The 25291-nt window shown below is 38.9% G+C and carries 22 protein-coding genes and 1 tRNA gene; 5 read left to right on the forward strand and 18 right to left on the reverse strand.

What is annotated here, in order from left to right; genetic code table 11:
• Positions 1 to 69: 69 nt before the first annotated feature.
• From F606_RS0103120 to F606_RS0103130, 3 genes are all read right to left on the reverse strand, one after another.
• Positions 70 to 636, reverse strand: a complete 567-nt coding sequence (locus tag F606_RS0103120) for a hypothetical protein (RefSeq protein WP_019552411.1) — start codon at positions 634 to 636, stop codon at positions 70 to 72.
• A 193-nt stretch (positions 637 to 829) separates the two neighbouring features.
• Positions 830 to 3985, reverse strand: coding sequence for an efflux RND transporter permease subunit (locus F606_RS0103125; RefSeq protein ID WP_019552412.1), 3156 nt, complete (start codon positions 3983 to 3985; stop codon positions 830 to 832).
• A gap of 13 nt (positions 3986 to 3998) precedes the next feature.
• Complete coding sequence (locus tag F606_RS0103130) at positions 3999 to 5159, reverse strand: efflux RND transporter periplasmic adaptor subunit (RefSeq protein ID WP_019552413.1); 1161 nt, start codon at positions 5157 to 5159, stop codon at positions 3999 to 4001.
• A gap of 312 nt (positions 5160 to 5471) precedes the next feature.
• Here F606_RS0103130 and F606_RS22145 point away from each other — a divergent pair, with 312 nt between their 5' ends.
• Together F606_RS22145 and F606_RS0103140 are read left to right on the forward strand one after the other, a co-directional pair.
• A complete protein-coding gene (locus F606_RS22145) occupies positions 5472 to 5906 on the forward strand; it encodes a MarR family winged helix-turn-helix transcriptional regulator (protein WP_019552414.1) in 435 nt (144 codons plus the stop codon).
• A gap of 231 nt (positions 5907 to 6137) precedes the next feature.
• On the forward strand, positions 6138 to 7094 hold the full coding sequence (locus F606_RS0103140) for an L-lactate dehydrogenase (RefSeq protein WP_019552415.1): 957 nt from the start codon (positions 6138 to 6140) through the stop codon (positions 7092 to 7094).
• A gap of 303 nt (positions 7095 to 7397) precedes the next feature.
• Here F606_RS0103140 and F606_RS23090 read toward each other — a convergent pair whose 3' ends face one another.
• From F606_RS23090 to pdxS, 13 genes are all read right to left on the reverse strand, one after another.
• Positions 7398 to 7568: a hypothetical protein gene (locus tag F606_RS23090; RefSeq protein ID WP_019552416.1), complete on the reverse strand. Its 171-nt coding sequence runs from the start codon at positions 7566 to 7568 to the stop codon at positions 7398 to 7400.
• 259 nt (positions 7569 to 7827) lie between these two features.
• On the reverse strand, positions 7828 to 8757 hold the full coding sequence (locus tag F606_RS0103150; protein ID WP_019552417.1) for a 1-phosphofructokinase family hexose kinase: 930 nt from the start codon (positions 8755 to 8757) through the stop codon (positions 7828 to 7830).
• Between the two features lie 121 nt (positions 8758 to 8878).
• Positions 8879 to 9733, reverse strand: a complete 855-nt coding sequence (locus F606_RS0103155; RefSeq protein WP_019552418.1) for a tagatose bisphosphate family class II aldolase — start codon at positions 9731 to 9733, stop codon at positions 8879 to 8881.
• Positions 9734 to 9747: 14 nt separating this feature from the next.
• Positions 9748 to 11175, reverse strand: a complete 1428-nt coding sequence (gene lacG / locus F606_RS0103160) for a 6-phospho-beta-galactosidase (RefSeq protein WP_019552419.1) — start codon at positions 11173 to 11175, stop codon at positions 9748 to 9750.
• 30 nt (positions 11176 to 11205) lie between these two features.
• A complete protein-coding gene (locus F606_RS0103165; protein WP_019552420.1) occupies positions 11206 to 12873 on the reverse strand; it encodes a PTS transporter subunit EIIC in 1668 nt (555 codons plus the stop codon).
• Between the two features lie 23 nt (positions 12874 to 12896).
• Positions 12897 to 13214 (reverse strand): PTS lactose/cellobiose transporter subunit IIA, encoded by a 318-nt coding sequence (locus tag F606_RS0103170; RefSeq protein WP_019552421.1) that lies wholly within the window; start codon positions 13212 to 13214, stop codon positions 12897 to 12899.
• 32 nt (positions 13215 to 13246) lie between these two features.
• Complete coding sequence (gene lacB, locus F606_RS0103175; protein WP_019552422.1) at positions 13247 to 13765, reverse strand: galactose-6-phosphate isomerase subunit LacB; 519 nt, start codon at positions 13763 to 13765, stop codon at positions 13247 to 13249.
• 24 nt (positions 13766 to 13789) lie between these two features.
• Entirely contained in the window at positions 13790 to 14215 is a 426-nt protein-coding gene (gene lacA, locus F606_RS0103180) for a galactose-6-phosphate isomerase subunit LacA (protein WP_019552423.1), read from the reverse strand.
• Positions 14212 to 14985, reverse strand: coding sequence for a DeoR/GlpR family DNA-binding transcription regulator (locus F606_RS0103185; protein ID WP_019552424.1), 774 nt, complete (start codon positions 14983 to 14985; stop codon positions 14212 to 14214). The genes lacA and F606_RS0103185 overlap by 4 nt, the downstream gene beginning before the upstream one ends.
• 382 nt (positions 14986 to 15367) lie before the next feature.
• Entirely contained in the window at positions 15368 to 17230 is a 1863-nt protein-coding gene (locus F606_RS0103190) for a glycosyl hydrolase 53 family protein (protein ID WP_019552425.1), read from the reverse strand.
• Positions 17231 to 17334: 104 nt separating this feature from the next.
• Positions 17335 to 18759, reverse strand: a complete 1425-nt coding sequence (locus tag F606_RS0103195; protein WP_019552426.1) for an S-layer homology domain-containing protein — start codon at positions 18757 to 18759, stop codon at positions 17335 to 17337.
• A 399-nt stretch (positions 18760 to 19158) separates the two neighbouring features.
• On the reverse strand, positions 19159 to 19749 hold the full coding sequence (gene pdxT / locus F606_RS0103200) for a pyridoxal 5'-phosphate synthase glutaminase subunit PdxT (RefSeq protein ID WP_019552427.1): 591 nt from the start codon (positions 19747 to 19749) through the stop codon (positions 19159 to 19161).
• 2 nt (positions 19750 to 19751) lie between these two features.
• Positions 19752 to 20630 (reverse strand): pyridoxal 5'-phosphate synthase lyase subunit PdxS, encoded by an 879-nt coding sequence (pdxS, locus tag F606_RS0103205; RefSeq protein WP_019552428.1) that lies wholly within the window; start codon positions 20628 to 20630, stop codon positions 19752 to 19754.
• Between the two features lie 126 nt (positions 20631 to 20756).
• On the opposite strand from pdxS, the gene pdxR reads away from it, so the two are divergent.
• Together pdxR and F606_RS0103215 are read left to right on the forward strand one after the other, a co-directional pair.
• Positions 20757 to 22199: a MocR-like pyridoxine biosynthesis transcription factor PdxR gene (gene pdxR, locus F606_RS0103210; RefSeq protein WP_019552429.1), complete on the forward strand. Its 1443-nt coding sequence runs from the start codon at positions 20757 to 20759 to the stop codon at positions 22197 to 22199.
• 61 nt (positions 22200 to 22260) lie between these two features.
• Positions 22261 to 22337: transfer RNA gene (locus tag F606_RS0103215), tRNA-Pro, on the forward strand.
• Between the two features lie 76 nt (positions 22338 to 22413).
• Here F606_RS0103215 and F606_RS0103220 read toward each other — a convergent pair.
• Positions 22414 to 22809, reverse strand: coding sequence for a thioesterase family protein (locus F606_RS0103220; protein WP_019552430.1), 396 nt, complete (start codon positions 22807 to 22809; stop codon positions 22414 to 22416).
• A gap of 76 nt (positions 22810 to 22885) precedes the next feature.
• Entirely contained in the window at positions 22886 to 23764 is an 879-nt protein-coding gene (locus F606_RS0103225) for a LysR family transcriptional regulator (RefSeq protein WP_019552431.1), read from the reverse strand.
• Between the two features lie 155 nt (positions 23765 to 23919).
• Here F606_RS0103225 and F606_RS0103230 point away from each other — a divergent pair, with 155 nt between their 5' ends.
• The gene (locus tag F606_RS0103230; RefSeq protein WP_019552432.1) at positions 23920 to 25140 is read left to right on the forward strand and encodes an MFS transporter; all 1221 of its coding nucleotides are present in this window, start codon (positions 23920 to 23922) and stop codon (positions 25138 to 25140) included.
• The last annotated feature ends 151 nt before the right edge of the window (positions 25141 to 25291 follow it).

Consider the following 25291-nt stretch of genomic DNA (forward strand, 5'->3'; position numbering starts at 1 on the left):
ATTTTTATGCATAAAAAAAGACAATCATATAAAATGACTGTCTTTTTTATTATTTGAATTTGTTCTTTATTATTTAGTCCCGTTTTCAACTTCACGGAATGAGATAAGGCCTTTTTGATAAGCATCAATTGATTTTTTTGTCAGATCAGGATGTTCAACTAAAACTGCCGCATAACGATTATTGGTACCACGAATATACGTTTTTATTTGTTTATCCGTTCCCGCCGTAGCTGTATACAAAGCGTTTTTCCCATCAATTGGAACAAGTTTTGCATATTCATAACCACTACTTAATAATTTTTTAAACAAAAGATCTCTGTCTGCATCAGAAATTTTATCTAAATCCGGCACATCTGCATCTTTAAAGGCATCAACTGAAATAATCCAGGCTTTTTTTATATTGTAGCCGTCATTCTCAAAAATAAGAACGTCTCCATTTTCTTCGGAAGAGACTGCACTAAGAGGAATAACCCCTACCGGTTTTTGTGGGCATTCAATTGTATAGCCATATTTTTCACTCGTATACTTATATGTATCCGCCGCATGCGTCAGTGATGGAAAACTAAGCGTCCCCACAAGCACTGCACAACAAACAAAAAGCATCTGGCGAATCCATACTTGATTGTATTTTTTCATTAATAAACACTCCTCTTCGTAAAGATCTTATTTTTTAATACCATATTACCTGTACCATGAACCAAATGATTGGCTTTATCTTTACTATTATATAATACATTGTCAATCTTTGAAAAGGGCTTGAAGCTGCATTTTTTATCAATTTTATAAAAAAGGGACTGCCTTTCGGCAGCCCCTCATAAACACATCAGCCTTACATATATTCTGTTGGCGATGCCTTTTCTTTTTTCTTGGTCGGTGAAATTTTTTCTGTAATTTTTTCAACTACAACAAAAAGAACCGGAATGAGGAATACACCAAATGCTGTGGCAAAAACCATACCACCAACAACTGCAACCCCCATTGAATTACGTGCACCAGCACCAGCACCTGTTGCAATAGCAAGTGGTAAACAACCGATGATGAACGCAAGCGATGTCATGATAATCGGACGAAGACGAAGTCCGGCAGCTTCAATTGCTGCTTTAACCGGTTCCATTCCTTTATCCACTCTAACTTTAGCAAATTCAACAATCAAAATTGCATTTTTCGCCGCCAACCCGATAATCATAATGACACCGATTTGCATGTACACACTATTTTGCAGATTCATAACATATTCAGACAGTAATGCTCCAAAAACACCGGTCGGTACTGTGAGTAATACAGCGTATGGCACACTCCAGCTTTCGTAAAGTGCTGCCAGACATAAGAATACGAAAATCAAAGCAAGTGCTAATACCTGCATCGTTGCATCACTCGAATTTTTTTCTTCACGACTTTGGCCTGACCATTCAATATTAAAGCCAGTTGGAAGTTGTTGTTTGGCGATTTCTTCCATTACTGTAATAGCCTGTCCAGAACTATAACCATCACCAACATTCCCCTGAATTGTAATACTGCGGGCAGCATTAAAACGAGAAATAATCGATGGTGCCGTTTCAAGTTTTGGTTTCAAAAGTGTATCAAGTGGAACCATGGTTCCTGATGAGCTCTTAACAAAAATGAATTTCGCCGTATCTGCTTCATTACGATACTTTGTATCAGCCTGAAGCACGACTTTATAGGTACGACCAAACTGGTTGAAATCATTGACTTGTGTTCCCCCAAAATTAACCTGCAGAGCAGTAAACACATCAGAAATATCTACTCCAAGGTTTTTAACCTTTTCACGGTCAATGTCAAATTCATACCCTGGTGAATTAATTTTATACGTAGAATACACGCCCTTTACTTCAGGCCGTTGATTTGCCGCTTTGACAAGATTCTGCGTAATCGTATTTAGTTCTTCATCGGTATGTCCCGACATATCCTGTAGCTGCATCGTAAAACCACCGACCATGCCAAGCCCCGGAAGCGATGGCATATTGAAGGCAACAACGGATGCTTGGGGATATCCCATGGCGCCCTGTCCAAAAACACGGCCTACTTGTGCATTGATTTGTGTTTCAGCAGAAGTTCGCTGGCTCCAAGGTTCAAGCCCAATAAACATAACCCCTCCATTAGATTTTGCTGCACTGGATAAAATGTCATAACCTGTAATAGCCATTACATTTTTAACCCCAGGATTTTTCTTTATATCATCCGCCAGATGATCCATTACATCCTGTGTGCGATTTAAAGATGTTCCTTCTGGCATTGATACTGACGTCAGGAAAAATCCCTGATCTTCATCCGGCACAAAAGTCGAAGGCAACACTTTATAAAGAAAGGCTGTAAGACCCACAATAATCAGCAATAAAATAGCACAATATTTTGCTTTACCAATCAAAGCAGTTACTGCACCAACATAGCCTTTATTGGTACGATCGAACCAATCATTAAATTTATCAAAGAAACGTCCTAAGATCCCTTTATGGGCATTCGGATCATGCGGTTTCAAAAGCATGGCACAAAGTGCCGGCGTCAGTGTCAATGCCACAAAGGCTGATAAGGCCATTGAAATAGCAATTGTCAACGCAAACTGCTTGTAAAGTACCCCCATGATACCACCAAGGAACGCAACTGGCACAAAAACGGCTGCGAGTACGAACGCAATCGCCACAACCGGACCAGATACTTCATCCATTGCCCGTTTTGTTGCCTCTTTTGGATCAAGTCCGCTGTAACGCATATGATGTTCAACATTTTCGATAACCACAATCGCGTCATCGACAACTAAACCAATCGCCAGCACCAGTGCAAACAGCGTCAATGTATTAATTGAAAAGCCCAGTACCACAAATGCACCAAACGTACCAATTAAGGATACCGGGATTGCCAACATCGGGATGAGCGTGGCTCGCCAGCTTTGTAAGAACAAAAATACAATGAGCACTACCAGAAGCATCGCTTCCGCAAATGTTGTGAGAACTTCTTTAATGGATTCGCGAATATACTGGGTATTATCAACGACTTCCTGATATTCGAGATCCGGTGGGAAATCAACAGCTGCATCTTTAATTACTTTCTGTACGGCACTAACCGTTTGCATTGCATTGGCATCATTTGTCAGCTGTACACCAAATGCAACAGCCGGTTGTCCGTTGGCCTTCGCCACAACATTATTCGTTTTCCCGCCAGTTTCGACGCGGGCAATATCTTTGAGACGGACAAACGAACCATTGGATTCCGCTTTAATAATAACATTTTCAAAGTCTTCAACCGTCGTTAAACGGCCCTGAACTTTACCTGTATATTGAAATTCCTGATTTTTCGGTGCAGGCATCTGCCCGATCGTACCAGCCGGGGCTTGCACATTCTGCTCTTTAACAGCTGACGTTATATCGGCAACCGTAAGCCCAAGTTCAGCAAGTTTATCAGGATTGAGCCAAACGCGCATCGAATAATCCGAGCCGAAAATATTAACATCACCGACACCTTTTACACGTTTGATTTTATCAATCAAATAAATATCTGCATAATTTTTCATAAAGACACTGTTATACGTACTATTTGGTGAATATAACGATACCATCAAAGCCATATCAGCCGAGGCTTTTTTCGTTGTGACACCAACAGTCTGAACATCTGATGGTAAACTTGCATTCGCTATAGCAACATTATTCTGTACCTTTACAGAATCCATGTCGCCATCTGTACCTAATTTAAATACAACACTTAAACTATATCTACCGGTATCATCAGTATTGGAACTCATATAATCCATACCATCGGTACCATTAACCTGCTGTTCAATAACCTGAGCAACAGTCTGATTCACAACGCTGGCATTTGCACCAGTATAAGTTGTAGAAACACTAATTGTCGGTGGTGATATCTGAGGATACTGCGCAATTGGCAGACTCACACCAGAAATCGTCCCGATAATAACGATCATAATTGCAAGAACAATCGCAAAAATCGGTCGTTCAATAAAAAATCTTGACAAAATATAGCACCTCCTAGGAATTCATGGACAAATTCAACTCTTCCGGAGTTACCATTGTCACATCCAGATCCATACCGGCCTGAAGTTTTGTCAAACCTTCAACGACAACGGTATCATCTGCTGTCAAGCCATCTTTAATAATCCAAAAACCACCAACTTTTTCACCAAGTGTTACAGCACGTGATTCAGATTTATTATCCGCACCAACGACCGTGACAAAAGATTTATCCAGTAATTGCTGAACTGCACGCTGGGGAACGAGAATTGCATTTGGCACTACTTCACCGCTAACCTTCACACGAGCAAACATGCCCGGTAATAAAATGTTATCAGGATTATCAAAAGCTGCTTTCACAGTTAATGCGCCTGTATTAGTCGATAAAGAACGATCCAATTGTTCAATTTTACCTGGAACAGGATAATTTGTACCATTACTTAACGTAATCGTTACACTGGCTCCCGGACCACCACTTACAGCATTATTCGTATTATTCTGCATGAACTTCAAGTACTCATTTTCACTAATACTAAACTGTACATATACAGGATTTATCGACCCCACGGTAACCAGCGTTGTTGAACCAGCTGATGCATAGGTACCAATTGCCACATCATTAACATCAAGCCGCCCATCCATTGGCGCAACTACAAGTGTATCATCGAGATTTTCCTGTGCTTTTTGTACAAGTGCACGATTTGCATCAGCTGCCGCTGTATTTTGACGAACTGTTGATGCTTGTGTCGTGGCAGTCTGTTCATCAATCGAATCGGAAGCAAGCAACTCTTGATATCGCTTTAAATCAATCTGCGAGTTATTTAAAGTTGCTTCCGATTGTGCCAGAGTGGCCTGTGCTGAAAGCAAGGCACTTTCATACTGACGTGAATCAATTTTGTACAAAGGCTGTCCCGCATGTACATATTGACCACCTGAAACATATTTTTCGACAATCGTACCAGAAACTTTCGGTTGAACTTTTACTTCATTTTTGCCTTTTACCTGCCCGGCATATTCATAGCTAAGCGGTGTATCTTTCTGAATAGCTTTCATTGCTTTAACTGGTGTTGCTCCACCCGTTTTTGCAGTATTTGCTGCTCCGCAGCCTGAAACAACTAACATTGCGAGTACAGCTAATAAAGCTAAGCAGTACGTCTTCATGCTTTTCACTGAAAACAAAATAGTTCTTACCTCCCCTATTAAAACCCACAATAATCACATTCCCTGTGAATGTGACTGAACGCAAATTTTAATTTTTAAATTAATAGATATATACATAGTACACACTTACAGATAGTAAATAAATGTTTACTATTGATGAATATTATAGTATAGTATATTCATATAAAAGTCAAGGTATCCCGCCGTTCAAATCCACTATTTTTTTCTTTTTAAAACAATTGTTTTTTATTCATTTTTCGATTTTTTATTGTTTATCCAACTATATTTTTAAAGTCGATTATTTTATTAGAAAGGAGTCGTTATGTTTTTATGAAACCCGTAGTAAACCGTAAACAGCTTTCTGATGAGTTTATTGATTTTCTATTCACCTTCCATAAAAATTTTTTCCATCAAATGACATTTCCTGTTCCCGCAAATCACTTTATGACATTAGTATCTTTATCGGATCATGGAACACTTACGATTACAACCCTAAGTGAACAATTAGCTATTTCCAAACAACAGATGACCCCTATTATCGATAAGCTGTCAAAGAATGGCTATGTTGAACGCCATACGGACGCACGAGACCGCCGCTGTACAAATGTTACATTGACCGAAAAAGGCATAAAACTTTTAAGTGTACAAGATTCTGTAACAAAAATGCTGTTTGAAAAAAGAATCAATCTATTGAGCAACACCGAAATCACATCATTCGACCAGTCTCTTAAAGTTCTTGCACCTTTATTTAAAAAAATGTTTTAAGTTTATATTTATTTTGTCTTCACAATGAGATCATTGGGTCTCATTTTTTATTATAAATGAAAGAAAAATATATACAGCTTTGCTTTCCATTGCACTTTCATTGACATTATTTTTGTAATGCTGTAAACTAAATTTCAAGTCAGGAATCTTTCATAGGTAAAGATTTTCCGTTCTTGCTGAGCCAGGATGACGATTACGTTATTCTGGCTTTTAATTTTAGGAGGTTTTCGTATGATCAAAAAAAATAAAATAGCCATCATCGGCTTAGGCCACGTTGGTTCAGCCGTACTCGCTCGTGCCATTGCGTGTCAATTAGCACCAGAAATCGTCTGTATCGATACGGACGAAAAAAAAGCCCATGGCGAAGCATTAGATGCCAGCCATTCCACGCCCTGTACATATCTTCCCGGCATTAAAGTCTATTCCGGTGGTTTCGAAGAATGCAAAGATGCCAGCATCATCATCTGTTCTGGCGGACCAAGCATCATTCCCGGTGAAAAACTGGACCGATTAATCTTAGCTGAACGCAACGTTAAAGTGATTGGCGACATCATGGCAGAAGTCACTCGTTATACAAGAGATGCCATCTTCATCATGATAACAAACCCACTTGATGTGACCACTTATCTGGCCGCAACGAAATTCGATTATCCTGCGGGCAAACTATTTGGTACCGGCACAACACTTGAAACACTTCGTTTCAAACGAATCCTTGCCGATCATTATAATGTAGATGCAAAAGATGTCCAAGGTTACATGCTGGGCGAACATGGTAATTCTGCTTTTCCTGCCTGGAGCATGGTAAATATTGGCGGCATTCCCGTTGATCAGCTAGATTCTTATTTCGAAACAAAAAAACCGCTTGATAAAGATAAGCTTGCTGCCGACGTTGTCCAGACAGCCTATGATGTGCTGATGTCGAAAGGCTGGACCAATACTGGCATTGCCATGGGAGCCTGTCGACTTGCCAAAGCTGTCCTATTTAATGAACACTGTATAACGCCTGTCTCTACACCGCTGCAGGGTGAATATGGCTTAACCGATGTTGCACTCAGTCTGCCGAGCCTCATTACGGAAAATGGTGTGCAGAAACGTCTCGCCATCCACTTAAGTGATAAAGAGCTAAAAAATCTTCATGCCAGTGCTGACAGCATCAAAGCTGTTTTAAAAGCAAGTCATTTGATTTAAAACAAACAGTTTCCTTCATTATATAATACAAAGCAAATGGTCTTTCTTTTTTCATTATAAAACTGAATCTAAAAACGGCTTATTCATTCGTTTATATTTAAACTTTTGAATAAGCCGTTTTTCATAATAAGGTACAAGCTCTCTTTACGAGTCACTTCTACATGTTTGTTAGCTGATTAAATGTATCTCTTCTACCATGATGCACCTTCATTCATATTTTTAAACTAAAGGGATACGATCTATAATACATTACATAAATTTTTGGTTTATTTATTTATTGATTGACAACAAATAATTTCGTTTTTACTTTTTTGCTAATAATAGCCCGGAATCCGATAAACCCTTCGCCGAATCAGTACTTTGATATTCTGCATGAACTGATTTGGCTCTTTGATTATCAGAATGATATGCCGCTAAAAAGCTAAGCATAAATAAAATGGATGCAATCCATATATATGTTTTTTCTTTCATCATAATAAGCCTCCTCCTATAAAATAAAAATGCAAAAGACATCTGGAGCTATTCTCCTGAATATCTTTTGCTATCAGTCTCTGATCAGCTAACAATTATATCCAAATAATACTCTACAACTTTTCTTTAAAACAATGGCAACTCTGACAAGTTTTAAGGAAAGATCGCTTAGTCATCACTCAGAACTTATTCATATATCATATCACACGACAATTACATTGTCAACCAATTTGTATATTATTTTAACTTCATGCATTCTTCGTTACGATAGTTCCTGCACCTGTACCAATTGTTTCAATGTATTTACGGTCGACAAATTGACAAACCCGCTTTCTTTTTCCATCGCATTTGCTGTTCCACACGCCGAAGCAAATTTTAAAAGTTCTTTTATCTCGTAATTACGAGCGAGTCCAACTGCAACGCCCGCCACATAAGCATCCCCCGACCCGACAGGATTAACGGCATTAACACTAGGAAACGTTACATGATAAAAGTGATTTTCATAACCTGCTACAGAGCCCTGCGAGCCAAAGGAAATCACAACGAAAGTTATACCAGCTTTTTGAAACAGCTTGATTTCGCGTACAGCATCCGTCGGCGTCTTAATTGCCCGTCCCGTTAAGGCTTCCACCTCTGTTTGATTGGGTTTGATAAAAAATGGCACGGACTTAATTCCTTCCTGCAAGAACTTACCACTTGCATCCAGTAAAAAGCGTTTGCCTGCTTGATGACTTAAATCAATTAATTTACGATAAAAATCGGGTACTGTATTACGAGGCAGACTACCGGATGCAGCGACCAAATCAGCGCCTTCCAACAAATCTTTATATTGGTCTAGAAAGATTTCTTGTTCTTTCCGGGTAACTTCCGGTCCCGGTTCTAATATTTCCGTTTGTACTTTGTCAGCTGTAATAAAAGCTAAACACTCGCGCGTATGCCCTTGAATCTTGACAAAATCTTGTTTTATGCCACGCTCTTGTAATTTAGCTTCAATAAATTCGCCGCTTTTCCCGCCTAAAAAACCCGTTACCAAACATTCATCGCCTAAGATCGTAGCAACATTTGCCACATGAATTCCTTTGCCGCCAGCCGTATTTTCTACAGAACGCGCCCGCATAACACAACCCGTTTTGATTTCATCCAACTCATATCTTTTATCTACCGATGCATTTAAATTGACTGCTAAAATCATAACTTTATTCGCTCCCTTTCCATTTACACTGCGATCTTTTCAAACAAAAAGCGCAGACCTTTTAGTCCTGCGCTTTTTGAATCATTTTCCTAAAAATAATCAACTGACTATTTCTTTAGAATCAGTAACGATTGGCACTGCCGCAAACTGTAATTTTATGTCTCACTACAGCTTCCATAGCCACTTTACCTGGTGTCATATACTTACGAGGATCACTGGCATCTGGATTTTCGACAAAAAATGCTTTCACCGCATTCGCAAATGGAATTTTTAGATCGGTTGCAACATTCACTTTACAAATCCCCATGGAGATCGCTTTTTGTACCAAATGATCCGGCACATCAGAAGCCCCATGAAGAACTAATGGAATATCCACAATTGCCCGAATCTCTTTCAAGCGATCAAAGTCCAGTTTCGGTTCCCCTTTATATAGACCATGTGCCGTGCCGATTGCAACTGCCAGAGAATCGATGCCCGTAGCTGTAACAAACTCAACCGCATCAGCTGGATTCGTATACATTGCATCTTTTTCACTTACATTAATATTATCTTCCTGCCCGCCGAGGACACCAAGCTCCGCTTCCACTACAGCATCATAACGATGTGCATACTCCACAATATCTTTCACAATAGCAATATTTTCTTTAAACACATGCTTGGATGCATCAATCATACAAGATTTAAAACCAATTAAAATATTTTTCTTAATAACATCCGGATCTTCAAAATGATCCATATGTATAGCAATTGGAACATGGCAATTGGCCGCTGCTGCTTGAGCCATCGCTTCTATATAAACCGAACCCGCATAACTTTCAACCGTAGATGGCGTACCAGCAATAATAACCGGCGATCCCATAGCCTCTGTCGTCTCTACTACAACCTGCAAAGTTTCCATATTGTGAATATTAAAGGCTGGTACCGCATATCCATCCCGTTGTGCTTTCAATAACATTTCCCGACTTGATAATAACATCCTTCGACACTCCCTTATTCCAGTGAATCAACACTCACTAAATGTTTTGTTTCTGCAACTTTCTTAAACCAATACGCACTCTTTTTGGGATATCGTTCCTGTGTCTTAAAATCAACATAAAATAATCCGTACCGTTTGTTATAACCATTGGACCAAGACAAAACATCCATAAGCGACCATACATAGTACCCTTTTACATTTACTCCGTCGGCAATCGCTTTGAGAATATAAGAAAAATGTTTTTTGATATATTCAATACGCGGTGTATCATCAATTTTTCCATCTTCAAAATCATCTTTATAACCCATACCATTTTCCGCAATATAGATTTTTTTATAATTTGGATAATCTCGTTTGATACGCATGAGCATCTCGTACATTCCCTGTGGATAAATTGGCCAATCCCAGTCCGTAGTTTCGACAGCAGGATTACTGACCCTGGCTCCAATACCTTTTAGAGCAAAAATACTGGTTCCTTTTTCACCGGTTCCATTATGATGAATTTTACTTTCACCATCATACGCTTGTAGAAAATGACTTGAATAATAATTCATACCGAGAAAATCAATATGTTTCGCAGCGGCAGCAAGGCTTTCCATATCGCCATCAAAAACTTTAAAACTTCCATCATTCGCTGTGAGAATCTCTTCAACGGTTCGAAGCGTTTCTGCATCGTATTTCCCTTTGAAACAAGCATCCAGCATAAAGCGATTCGCCAGCATATCGTCAAGATAAGCAGCTCTCTTATCTTCTGGTTTATCGCTAATCGGACATTTCCCTTCTAATGTATGCACAATACCAATTTCGCCTTTTAAGTTCATTGATTTGTAAAGCTCAACTACTTTAGCATGAGCCACCATCATATTATGCATAATCTGTACTGCTTTTGGTATATCATATTGAACATTAGGGGGGAAGTTACCAATAATATAACCATTTTGCGCAATAGACCAAGGTTCATTGAACGTTGCCCACTTAACGACACGATCACCAAACTCTTCAAAGCACACTTTTGCATAAGCCACAAAATGATCGATTGTTTCACGATTGAGCCAATCCCCATCTTCAAAAAGCCCCAATGGTGTGTCAAAATGATGTAAGGTAACAAAGGGTTCTACATGATTTTGAATACATTCGTCAATCAGCCTATCATAAAAATTGATACCTAATTGATTTACTGCCCCTTTGCCTTGCGGAATAATGCGACTCCAAGAAATTGATACCCGTATCCCATTGATGCCAAACTTTTGTGATAATTCTAAATCATCTTTATATTTATGATAAAAATCACTCGCCATATCGCCATTAAACCTGCTTCCCGGGCGTTTTAAGTATTCATCCCAGCAACAAGGACCTCTGCCATCTTCGCTGGCTGCACCTTCGACCTGAAAAGCTGCCGTTGCACCGCCAAAGATAAAATCTTCTGCAAATTTCTCTTCCATATTCATTCCATCCTTTTATCCCAGAATAGCCTAGGCTTGAATCAACCTTAAAGCAAAATTCAAGGCAGCCTCTGGATCTCTTGTTAAGTTCACATATTCCTTGCCGGAAGTAGTCGCTGATTTTACATGCTGTGCATCACAATCATGTTTCAATTCGTCATACATCGAAGCCATCTGTGGTGCTAAAATAATCAAATCAAAATCCGTGATATTTTCTTTATGTTGTCCATACGCCATCGCAATAGATTCCATATGCACGCCTTCTTTGGCTGCACCTTTGGAAATTGCTTTTGCAAGCATGCTGCTCGTCGCACCACTGGCACAAAGCACTAAAACAGAAAGATCTTTTTCTTGAGATGCCTGCACAACATTTGCTTTTAATGATGTCATTGGTGCAGCTACAATTTCATCTTCAACGATTTCGCCGCCATTTGCAGCTTCTTTGACAACCAGCCCATCATCATAGGCTTTAAAGAACGGGTAATAAACAATAGCATCTAGAATAAGTAAAAGTGGAGCGAGCAGGAATGACATTTTAGCAAATCCTGTCCCCAAAATCAAACCGATCGTTCCCGGAGTAGTCCACGGGAGGATATATAAAAACCCATTCATTCCTAAATTATCAATAAAGAATTTAAACAACCATACATTTAAAATCGGGGTTAAAATAAATGGTACAAATAATACAGGATTTAGTACAATCGGTGCCCCAAACAAAATCGGCTCATTGACTGCAAAAGTTACCGGAACAATCGATGCTTTCCCAACAGCGCGCAGCTGTTTTGATTTTGCAATAAAAGCACACATTGCTGTAAACATCAAAGTTGCACCAGTCCCACCTAATGTAGCAACAAAATAGGAAGTACCATGCGTTAAAGCAAAGGTTGCATGCTGTCCTGCTTGATAAAGCTGTAAATTAGCTTCCACATTGGCAATATAAATTGCTGTTACAGCTGGTTCAACAATAGAAGGACCATGTATCCCGACAAACCAGAACATCGCCATCGCACCATAAATAATAGCTAAACCCGTATAACCATCCGCTGCTGTGAAGAGCGGTTTAAACACTTCCAGAATCCAGGCACTAAATACCATACCTGATGCATCTTTGAACCATATATTAAAAGCCCAAAATGCTAAAATGGATACAGCTAAAGGAATAAGATCCGCAAATGTCTGTGAAATGTTATGCGGCACCTGATCTGGCATTTTGATTGTAATATTTCTTTTTACAAAAAATTTGTAAATATTCGGAACAATAAAAGCGACAACAAAGGCGGATAGCAAACCTTTTGTACCCATAAACTCGGTTGATAAGCCACCTTTTACACTTTCAACACTCAATAGTAAGAAACAAATAATTGCTACAATCATAACCGATACTGAATTGATCTGACGAAGTTTCGGCAACGTATTATTGATATTATCCGTTAAACTTTTCCCAATCGTAGCAACCATTAGAACTGCCAAAATCCCCATTGAATATCCATAAGCCTGCCAAAGCAGAGCACTGATATTATCAGGCCATTTAAAACCAAATATTTCCGGCACACAGGCAACCAAGATAAATAAACTTGAAAATAAAACAACTGGTATACAACTGATAAAACCATCCCGAATCGCTCTTAAATATGGATTTTTGGAAACCGCTTCAAAAAACGGTTTCATTGTTTCAATCAGGGCAATCAACTTTTCCATTTATTTTCCTCCTGCTTCTTCTTTTATTTATTTACTTTTTTATAAAGTTGAATAAAGTTTTTCACGAGATCACGCAGCAACATAACCGTCATAAGATGATCCTGCGCATGAACTGTCAAAAAAGTAATCTTTACAGAGTCTCCGGAAGCTTCCATCTGCAATAATTTAGTCTGCGTATTATGTGCTTCGGTGATCAAATCATCACCCTCTTGAATCATGGCTGTCGCTTTTTCATAATCTGCATTATTCGCAGCGGTTAAAGCACCGATGTATTTTGATCTTGCATCTCCTGCATACGCAACAATTTCTACTGTAGTCATTTCCATTTCTTCATTTGTCATACGTTTCATCCCCCATGTTAAAAAAACTCAAATCAATCGTGATATTCGCCGCGATTCCACTTTTCAATAAACGGGTCAAATAGATGCTCATTTAAATATTGGCTATCTTTTCGTTTAGCAATCACATCGATTTTTGCAATTAAATTTTTATCTTTTTCAGTTGGTTCAAATTTCGTTTCAATAAATGCATCTAAAATTTCTTCCATAAGTCCCACGCCGGTAATCCTGCCACCCAAACCAATAATGTTTGCATTTAAATGTTTTTTCGCATAAATTGCACTTGTCATGTCCCGAACCAAGGCAGCTCTCGCACCCACAACCTTATCAGCTGATGTTGTAATACCAACACCAGTTCCGCAGATTGCTATTCCTAAATCTGCTTTACCCGATACAACTGTTTCCGCCATTAACTTACCATAAATAGGATAATGCGTTCTGGCATGATCATAGGTCCCGCAATCAATCACTTCATACCCTTTCTGTTTTAAATAATCCACAACATGTATTTTTCTATCCGTGACAATATGGTCACATGCAACTGCTATCCTCATACCAATTCCTCCTAGTTTAATTTCTTATAACATTTCATTCAGCATATCTACACGAATCTGATGCCGTCCTCCCGCATATTCTGCTTCAATATAAGAATCCACAATCGCTTCCGCAAGCTGTGCACCAACAATGCCGGCACCAAGGGCAATAATTGAAGTATTGTTATGGCTTCGTGTCATATAAGCAGAATGTTCATCAGATACTTCGGCACAAATGATACCTTTGTGTTTATTCGCTGCCATAAAAGAACCAGCTCCATACGCATCAATTAAAATCCCTCGATCTGCTTCTTTGGCAAGAATACCCCGTGAAACTCTCGCCGCTGCATCGACAAAATCAACCGTATCCGTCGTTTTATCCACCACGTCTATCCCTTTACCTGTAAGGTACCCTTTAATATGTTCCTTCAATTCATACCCGTCATGATCTGAACCAATCAATATTTTCATAAGTTTTCCTCCTGAACTGCATTCATGATCTTACAATACTTCGAATATTTTAGTTTTAAATCTGGATCAATTTTTGAGTCTGTAAGTAGTGCAGTAATTTCTTCTAAATTATATAGCGTATAGAAATCTTCCTTTTCAATTTTACTTGAATCACATAAAAGATATCTTTCTATGGCATTATTCATGATGATTTTTTGACAATGGCCTTCCTCTTCATTTGAAGTCATAACATCATTGCCTGCGACACCATTGGCCCCAATAAACGCAATCTTCACACGTATCTTCGCCAGCATATCATTGGCAAAACTGCCAACAAAGGTATTTGTTTTGGCTCTCAGGCGACCGCCAACTAAAATCAGATCAAAACGATCATCCCCGCGAAAACGTTCAAATACACTTAAGCAATTCGTAACCACTTTGACGTTTGATGCTTTGATGTAATCCGCTAAAAATTCAGCTGTAGTTCCTGGTCCGACGTAAATGATATCATGATCGTTTACTAAACTTGCCGCAATTTTAGCGACTTCCATCTTGTTTTCTGTATTGATACCTCTTTTTTCATTTAAGGAAAGTTCTTCAAACTTCGCGCTTTCCTTACTGCGAGCTCCCCCATGAATTCGAATTAACAGACCACGTTCTTCCAAGCTTTGTAAATCTCTGCGAATCGTCATTTCAGTTGCTTCTAGTTTCTGTGTCAAATCAGCTACCCGAATAATATCGGCTTTGTTTAAACTTTCCAATATGATTTCTTGACGTTCTTCTTTTAACATTGCTTCATCTCTTTTCTGTTGTATAAAAGTTATAATACAAATCATGTTCTTTGTTTATCGTTTTTTATCGTTTTTGTTTATATATTTATTATAACGTTTACGAAGATTCTTTCAATGTTATATTTTTATCATTTTAGATCATTTATAACCATATAAGTCTATTTTTTTACATTAAACCAATTTTTTATATATTTTTATCTTTATATCACAATATTACGCTGTTTTTTATTATATCTATATTTTATTTCCGATCCCATTACATGTTCTAATCAAACATAGTTTAAAATAAAACATCTATCTTACGTTAGATTCTTATATTTTACATAACAAGAACCCAGCTGAGATAGATGTTTTATTGCCTATCAATTTAAATCAAAGAGTTTTATTCTTGAACATACAATTCAACATCATCAACGGAGCCCCAATTACCTGCATTTGCTTGATTGTCGACACCAATTGTAATTTGTCCATTCGTAACATTAATGTCTTTAATTGTCCATTGATGCCATTTATTCCAGCCATCGTTTGTAATCGGCGTCGTTACTTTCGCACCGCCAAATTGCTCTGCAAACAGTTGCACAGTTTTTTCACCGCCACCGCCTTGTGTCCAAACCGACAACGTATATTTCCCATTTTTCAAACCAGTAATAGTTTGTGTTGCCGTAAAGGAAAAAGCTTTATCCGCCCAATAATGCATAGCACTCTTATCACGGACATCACCAGCAGAATTAGAGTTATTCACCGCACTCATATCGCCTTTAACTGTCCATTGATTTAAATCGCCTGTTTCAAAGTTGCCATTTTTAACAAGATTTACTTTATTGATCACAGTCACTTTAGCTATCGCCTTAATCTCACTGCCAGTAACACTGCCGCTGACACGATAATTACCAACTGTATCATAAACTGGCGCTGCCACATCCCAGACAACCGGAAGGTCTTTGCTGGAATCATCTGTATAAACCGCACTAATCGTTTGTGGCAATTCAGTTGGTTTTCCTATATTTCCTATTACATCAACCGGTTCCAACGCTTTAATTGCGGCCTGTACAAATTTATTGTCTTTCGCAGATACAAGATTAAAGACATCTAATGATTCTAAAGCATTCCCTTTGAAATCAAACATAGCAAGATTTTCCCATTCATTGCCCTCGCCATATTTCCAGCCAACACCAGGGGTCGGAATCCAATCTGGTTCCCAATAAAAGATACCCATACCGCGTTTATTATTTACTTTACTTACAGCTTCCATAACGTTTCGAAGTCCTGTCGCCTGCCCTTGGACACTGCTCTTATAACCACCAATCCGTTCTTCCGTCGGTCCATAAACATTTTTCTGTGTATCAAAGCCATCGTTTGTAAAGCCGAATGCTGTTTCTACGACAACAACGTCTTTATTATAGCGGCCACTAATATCATTCATATTATTTTCAAGCTGTTCCATTTTACCATGCCAGAATGGGTAATAAGATAAGCCAATGACATCAAAATCATTCACTTTATTCGTCACAATTAAAGAGTCAAAAAAACTGCGGTACAATGCATTATCGCCACCATTTGCCAAATGAACCATCAACTTAACCTGGTGATTTGGGTCATTATCATGAACTGCTTTCAAGCCTTGACCAATCATCCCCGCAAGATTTTTATAACCTTCCGGTGACACAGGTTTTCCTTCCGGCCACAGCATACCATTATTAAGTTCATTCCCAATTTGCACCATATCCGGTGCAATGCCTTTTGCCGTAAAGTCTTTCATAACCTTGCTCGTATAGTCATAAACATCTTTTTGCAACTGTTTTGCATTATGATTCGCCCAGGCTGCCGGTTTATTTTGTTTACCCGGATCAGCCCAGAAATCACTGTAATGAAAATCAAGTAAAACTTTCATGCCTCTTGCTTTTGCTCTTGCTGCAAGTTCCAAAGCCTTCGCTTCATCCGTATTACCGCCGCCCACTTCAATGCCATTCACGATCGGATTATTCCAGATCCGTAAACGAACCCAATTAATACCATGCTGCTGCAAAATATCTAAGCAGTCTTTTTCTACACCCTGATCATAAAATTTACCATTTTTTAATTCGATTTCTTTGAGCATTGATACATCTGCACCCTTAATAAAATCAGAACGAATACCATCAATCGGATTCACCTGAATTGCAGCTTCTGCATCGGTTGCACCAAAAATAAGAGAACCTGTCATAATCGCAGAAAGCACCAGCGAAGCTAATTTGTTTTTTTTCATGTCTTCACCTCATATATTTGTTTTGAATAATATACATCTACCAATGTTCGTAAATCCACCTGCCTTGTTCAAACGAATCTACGAAATAAATTTAAATTTTTAATTTAGAAGCTAACGGTAACAGCCGCATATGCTATATCATCATATTTGCTAAAGCCGGATTTTCCACTATCATACGGCTGCATTTTATAATAAGTTAATTCTAAATTTGTATTGCTAGCTAGCATATAACTTGCACCAATACCCCAGCCTTTATCGCCATCACCATTGTAACCATTCCCACCAGCTACGTTAAGTCTATGCCCCCAATATTTAGAATCAATTGCTGCATTGCCAAGACTCATGTATTCAGCATACACTTTCCATGTTTTCGCCTGACTCCAAACTTGATTGCCATATGTCAATCTCGTCCAATAGCCATGATTTTGATCAGCAGATTCTGCATTATTCTTCACATATTCAGCAATCAAATTAACCTTTTTGCTAATTTGTGAATTAAAGCCCAATGCATATTGATCAAATGCATATGCCTGGTCCGTCCATACGTCCGTAAGCACAGGTATTTGAGTCCAAGTTCCACCTACATCAACCCATTTATTTTGATATTCTGTGGAATGGTTTTTCAATGTTCCATTCGTTTTTAAATGAGCCAGCGTAACATGGGTAGCAGCACTTGTAGTAACGTCAACATTTGCCATAAATGCTCCCATATTTGAATCCTGCCAGCCTTCGGCTGCCATGTCGCCCCAGCCAGCCGAAGCTGTCACATTATTGCCAAATTTATGTGTAGCATAGATACCATCAATCTGATTTTCCCACCAAAGAAGGCCCTGTCCCAAATTCAGCTCAACACGGCCAAGCGAAACTTTTGTATTCGCATGATCCCAGTCCAAGCTGAATTTATCAAGTCTGAATGCGCCCTGATCCCGATAGCTGTTATCCCAAGAATTAAAGTTCTGATTGTTGCCGCCCCAGCCGTTTTTCACATTAATTTGATTTTCATATTTGATACGCCCATTAATGGATAAATTTTTCCCGGGTTCAGCATAAATTCCCAAACGTACACGTTCTTCAAACTGGCTAGCCTTTGACGTATGACCATCATTCGTATCTTTTATTTTATTATCTTTATTTTCATAATAACGAAAACGTGCATCACCATACCATTTAAAAGAAGACATTTTATCTTCAACTTTTTTGAGGCGCACTCCCATATTATCCAGTTCACTTGAATATTCTTTTGACAAGCGATCCAAAGACGCTTTGTTGGCATCATCTGCTTTATCCACATTCGACATTGCTTTGGCTACGAGTTCTGCCATTTCATAACGGGTAATCGCTTTTTCTCCACGGAAATCGCTATCACCATAACCATCAACCAGACCATCCTGCACTAACTTTTCCACAGCAGAATAGGCCCAATGATCTTTCGGTACGCTGGCAAATGGATTTGCCTGTGCCGCCATCGCAACGTTCGACAGACCCAATGCCCCTATAACCGCTGCACTAAAGATTAACTTCTTTTTCATGTGTGACTCCCCCTATGTTTCTTTTATATAAAATTTAAGAATACGCACTTTAAGTATGTCCCTTTATGTTCGATACTTTATGTATTGTGTTTTATTTTGATCTTTTTTTATCGTTTTTGTTTATATCTTTATTATATAGATTTATTTTTTTCTTTCAATAGCAAATATTCTTTATATTCGCTTAAATAAAGACAAAAATAAGCTTTATAATATATTGTTCTGAAAATTTAGTATTTATTCTATTATTTTCACTGATTTAATCGTTTTCTCTCTTATAAAGATAAATTATTAGAATTTTCTTTTTGTTTTGTACAAACAAAAAGGCACTAGTTAGGACAAAAATATTGTACCTATCTAGTGCCTTATACCTATAAATCTTCTTAAAATAGAGAAGAATATTTATTTCGCCGCTCGATTTTGAATAAAATGTTTGAAAAAATACCGATGAAAACTCAAATCCGTCGTAAGTTCCGGATGAAACGAAGTCACCAGCATATTATTCTGCGCGGCTGCTACAATGTGCCCCTGTATCTTGACTAAAACTTCCACAGATTCCCCAACTTTCTCAATATAAGGTGCTCGAATAAAAACTAGTGGTATATTGCCATGCGAAACGTTCGGTAACGAAACCGTTGTTTCAAAGCTATCAAGCTGGCTGCCATAGCCATTACGACGAACGGTAATATCCATCGTTGAAAAATAGCGTACTGGCTGCCCTGTTATTTCTTTTGCCAACAGGATAAGACCAGCACAAGTCCCCCAAACAGGCAATCCATTGGCTATCTTAGTGCGAAGCGGTTCCAACATATTATAATAACCAAGGATTTTCCCCATCGCTGTAGATTCTCCTCCCGGCAGTATAAGTCCATCAACTTGATTGATTTCAGCCATTGTCTTAACGGCAAGACCTTCAACATCAGGTAAACGATCCAGACAGGCAATATGCTCTGCCACCGCGCCTTGAATCGCCAGTACTCCAACTGTATACATATTTACCAGCCCCTGTTTGCCATATGTTCCTGTGGTGCGAGCGTATCAATTTCAATACCAACCATCGCTTCACCAAGATCTTCCGAAATCACGGCGAGTTTAACTGGATCATTATAATAAGTTGTTGCTTCAACAATTGCTTTCGCACGTTTTTCCGGATCACCTGATTTGAAGATACCTGAACCGACAAATACACCATCTACACCAAGCTGCATCATTAGTGCAGCATCCGCTGGGGTTGCAATCCCGCCAGCAGCAAAATTCACAACAGGGAGTTTCCCGTTTGTATGCACATATTGTATTAGATCAAATGGTGCGCCATATTCTTTGGCAATTGTCATAAGTTCCATTTGTGAAGCAGCTTGTACGCGGCGCATATCATTCACCATCGTACGCATATGGCGGACTGCTTCCACTACATTGCCTGTACCAGCTTCGCCCTTCGTACGAATCATTGCTGCTCCTTCACCAATACGGCGCAGCGCTTCCCCTAAATTACGTGCCCCGCAGACAAAAGGAATTTTAAAGGCAGCCTTATCAATATGATTCACATCATCTGCTGGAGTCAATACTTCTGATTCATCAATGTAATCAATACCAAGTGCTTCTAATATCTGCGCTTCAACAAAATGACCAATTCTTGCTTTTGCCATAACCGGAATCGATACAGCCGCCTGAATTTCACGGATCATTTTAGGATCTGACATACGGGCAACACCGCCTTCTTTACGGATATCTGCCGGAACACGTTCCAGTGCCATAACAGCTACTGCGCCAGCTGCTTCTGCAATCTTAGCCTGTTGTACGTTTGTCACATCCATAATGACACCGCCTTTAAGCATTTGTGCCAAGTTTTTATTTAATTCATATCTGTTTTCCATAAAATTATTCCTCTTTTCCTATTGTTATAGTACTTTGTATTTGTTAAAATAAAATTGTACCGATACAAAATAACTGATCGGTCTTAAATTTCTCTTATTCTAGCAAAGTGAGGTGTAATATACAAGATGGAAAATAATTTCATTGATTTTGTATCAATACAATTAACAAAAAACAGCAAAGAGGCTCTGTATGTACAACTATACAATCAGCTTTGTGAATATATTAAACTTGGTCGTCTTGCGCCCGGTTACCTTTTACCTCCCGTACGGAAATTTGCCGCATTTTTAAATATTAATGCCGGAACAGTCGTTAGTGCTTATAAAGAACTTGAAAAAAATGGCTATATTTTTTCACGTTCCGGCAGTGGCAGTTATGTCGCAGAATCGAATACCTCAATTGATGAGGAACAGCCCCTAGAGATCAATGACCGAAAAATCGATGATCCCGAAACTTTATCACCGTTTGATTCTGCAATGATAAATATGTCTAGTATCTCGCTAAATCCAGATATTGTTTCCGTCGAAAAATTTAAGCAGGTCCTTATTGAAGTCCTCGACCGCGATCAAGGTTACGCCTTCAGCTATCAAGAGAGCCAAGGCTTTTATCCATTGCGTGAATCCATTGCCGCACATTTCAACAAAAGCGGTGTGAAGACAACACCCGATACCGTACAAATTATTTCCGGCGCCCAACAAGGTATCGATATCGTTGCCCGAGCTTTATTGAATTATGGTGATTATGTTTTCACTGAAAGACCAACGTACCCCGGCGCAATCGACGCTTTTCGCTCACGCGGAGCCAAAATCATTGATATTAATTTAGAAGTAGACGGTATTGATATCGATGACCTCGAAAAAAAGCTCCGCCAGTTTCGCCCAAAACTAATTTACGTTATGCCAAACATCCAAAATCCTACAGGAATTTCCTATTCAATTGCCAAACGAAACCGCTTAATGGGACTTGCAAGATATTATAATGTTTTTATTTTGGAAGATGATTATATCAGTGATTTATCCTATAGCAAAGACGTTTTAGCACCACTCAAAGCCCTTGATCGTGACGATCGTGTCATCTATCTCAAGAGCTTTTCAAAAATATTTATGCCGGGACTCCGCCTAGCTTTTTTAACAATGCCAAAAGTCTTTGCTGCCAAATTATTAAATGTAAAACATCTATCCGATATATCAACCTCTGGCCTTACCCAAAGAGCATTTGATTTATATCTGCGCCAAGGCATCTGGCAAAAGCACCTTGCCGAAATCAAACAAACCTACCAAATACAATTTGAATTTACCCTGCAAGCTATTGCAAAATACCTGCCGAAAGATGTTCATTTCATCAAGCCCAATGGCGGTCTATCGATCTGGTTTACATTGCCACAAAATGTCTCAGCAAAAAGCATCATGGAAGTCGCTTTTCAAAACGGGGTTCTGCTAACAGAAGGATCCCCTTTTTTCCCTCGCCAAACCTCAGATCAACATATTCGAATCAGTTTTGCCACCATTCGCCTGCAAGAAATAACTGCCGGCATGCAAATCATCGGAAAAGCCATTGAAACTCAGCTGTAAAAATATGTATAAATCACTTGATTTTTTCTACTAAACGCAATATAATATGTAGTGTGTTAATCGGGATGTAGCACAGTTTGGTAGCGCGCATCGTTCGGGACGATGAGGTCGCAGGTTCGAATCCTGTCATCCCGACCAGTTTTTAAACAGACGACGAGTCATAATGAATTATGGCTCGTCTTTTTTGTGTTCAAAAATCTACATTTTTTATTTATCAATACAATTTCGCCTCTGCTTTTTGCAAAAAAGACTCTTTTTTAATAACGAAACGCTCATGGATTCCTTCGGCAATTTTTTCTTTTTCATCAAAAGCTGTGACTTTAAAAGTCAGTTTTCGACCTTCTACAAGAATAAGTTCACTCTCTACACGCACCTTCATCCCCACAGGTGTTGCGGCAATATGCTTTACATTCAGCAAAATACCGACTGTAGACATCAAATCCGGGAGAGTTTTTTGTGCCAAAAGCGCACTAGCTTTTTCTATAAGTGCAAGCATTGCTGGAGTTGCGTATACCGGTAAACTTCCGCTACCCATAAAAACTGCCGTATTTTGCTCAGCTACCACATCTTGTGCAGTTTCTTTCATCCCTATTTTAAATTCAAAATCCATAACAGCATCTCCACTCTTTTAATTTTTCACATAATGTTTTTCGCTACGATCTTATTTGGTTATTCTATACGTTTTATTAATGAAACATTTCTTTAAATAATGTCAAAAAATGCTGACCGCTATGTGACAACGTACGATTTTTCAGCCACGCAACTACAGTTTGTGTTGAAATCACCGGATCAACAATCGCTTTATATACAAGATTATCTTCCGTCAACAATTCCTCAGTAGACTTCGGCACCAAGGCCATACCAATTCCCATTTTCGTCCATAAAATATTTTGCAAAATCCCATCACTCACACAAACAATATTCGGTACAAAACCCAAGGTACTACATTGTGCTAAAAAAATTGTCTTCCAACGCAAAGGAATAATAAGCGGCTGATCTTTAAGTTCCAGCAAACTTACCCGATCCACACGTTTCCCGCAGCAGCACAGATTTTTCTGCATAACCATAACCAGTGGCTCGTTGGTAAGTGTAATGGACTCATAAATCTTAGGATCAACATGCGTGCGCGTGATACCAATCTCAATGATCCGATTATCCAAAAGTTCTAAAATGCGAGCGCCTTCTCCTTCCCATAATTGAAATGTAACTTTGGGATACCGTTTATGGAATTCTTTAATCAATCCAGGCAAAAGTGTAGCACCAGAGGTCGTCACCGTACCAATCATTAACGATCCCATTACGCCTGAGCCAATCGCCGTAATTTCATTGACTGTTCCGTCTACCATACCTAATATTTGCTCAACTCTTGTATAAAGAATTCGCCCAGCCTCCGTAAGCCTGATTCTGCGGCTGCCGCGTTCAAAAAGTTGAACCCCCAGAGATTCCTCCAGTTTTTTCATTTGTTTACTGAGGGCCGGTTGCGCAATGTCCAAACGTTTTGCTGCGTGACTAATATTACCTTCCTCCACGACTGCATAAAATGAATGCATATCTTTAAATTCCATATGCTTCCCCCCATTTGTATTCCGATTTTATATATTACATATACTTTTTTGCTAGTTTTACCATACTTCTTATTGTGCTATACTTTCAAAGAATCATCAATAGTTTCAAGTAAAAAAATTGATTTTTTATAATTTATTTTTAAAGAAGGTATACTATGTCTATAAATAACACAAATCAATCACAATGGAAACGTTCTTTTTATATTATGTGGGCAGCACAATTTATCGGTATGAGTGCAATCACTGGTGTCGTCGCATTTTTACCCCTTTATATAACGCAGCTTGGTGTCACCAATACATCCTCGTTAGGTCTCTGGGCCGGAATTCTCATGGGTGCTACTTCATTTTTTGCCGCACTTTCGAATCCATATTGGGGGGCTATGGCCGATCGCAAAGGTCGCAAACCAATGGTTGAAAAAGTATTGCTTATCTTTGGGCTGATTATGATTGTAATGGCTTTTGTAACCAACGTCTATCAGCTTTTAGCCTTGCGCATATTTCAAGGTCTTTGCGGTGGTTTTGTCGCTGCTGCAACCGCACTCGGCATCAGTATGGCACCAAAAGAAAAAATTCCATTCATTGTGGGTATGTTTCAAACAGCACTCATTGTCGGTGGTGCCGTTGGACCAATGATTGGCGGTATCATTGCCGATTTATTTGGTTATCGTTTACCGTTTATCATTTTCGGCTGTCTATGTTTACTCACATTAGTGATTATTCGTTTTGCCATTTCAGAAGCTTTCACACCAGCACCCAAAAATGAACAAACTTCCATCAAAGAAACTCTTCATTATATTTGTTCTTTAGGTGATTTAAAAGTCATGCTGATGGTTTTATTCTTAGCACAATTTGCTATGCAAAGCATCGGACCAATCTTGCCGATTTATATTCAGGGTATGGTATCCAATACAGGCAGTTTGGCCAGTATTTCAGGCACAATCATTGCAATCGGCGGAGTAACCAGTGCTTTAGCCTCGGCCAGTATGGGTTTTATCAGCAAACATTATTCCCATCGCCGAATCCTTACCATAGCCTCTATCTTATGTGCCATTACTTTTATTGGTCAGCTTGCGGCAAACAGCATCTTCACATTAGGCATCATGCGTGCCGTCAATGGCTTATGCATCGGAGCGATGATCCCAAGTGCCAATACCATTGTGACGTATCTGATTCCTGAAGCAAAACGCGGAGCCGCTTATGGTATAACCGGTGGTGCTGCTCTAATGGGCAACGTTTTAGGTCCATTATGTGCTGGACTCTTTTCCATCTTCTTTGGGATTTCCTCTATTTTCTGGGTCACCTCATTCCTGTTTCTAGGTGTTTTCGTTGTCTTATTCGTACAAATCAAAGCAGATTATCATCCCCAAATGTCATAAGTCCACATCACTAAGTGTCTACGCTTTGACGAACATATTGAATAACTCCATAATTCCTCATAAATAAACTGCCTGATGAATCGTTCGATTCATCAGGCAGTTTATTTTCATACAAGCTAAAATTTTTTCATATGAACTGAGGCATTTTTCA

The organism is Propionispira raffinosivorans DSM 20765 (assembly GCF_000381065.1).
Taxonomy (GTDB): Bacteria; Bacillota; Negativicutes; order Selenomonadales; family Selenomonadaceae; genus Propionispira; species Propionispira raffinosivorans.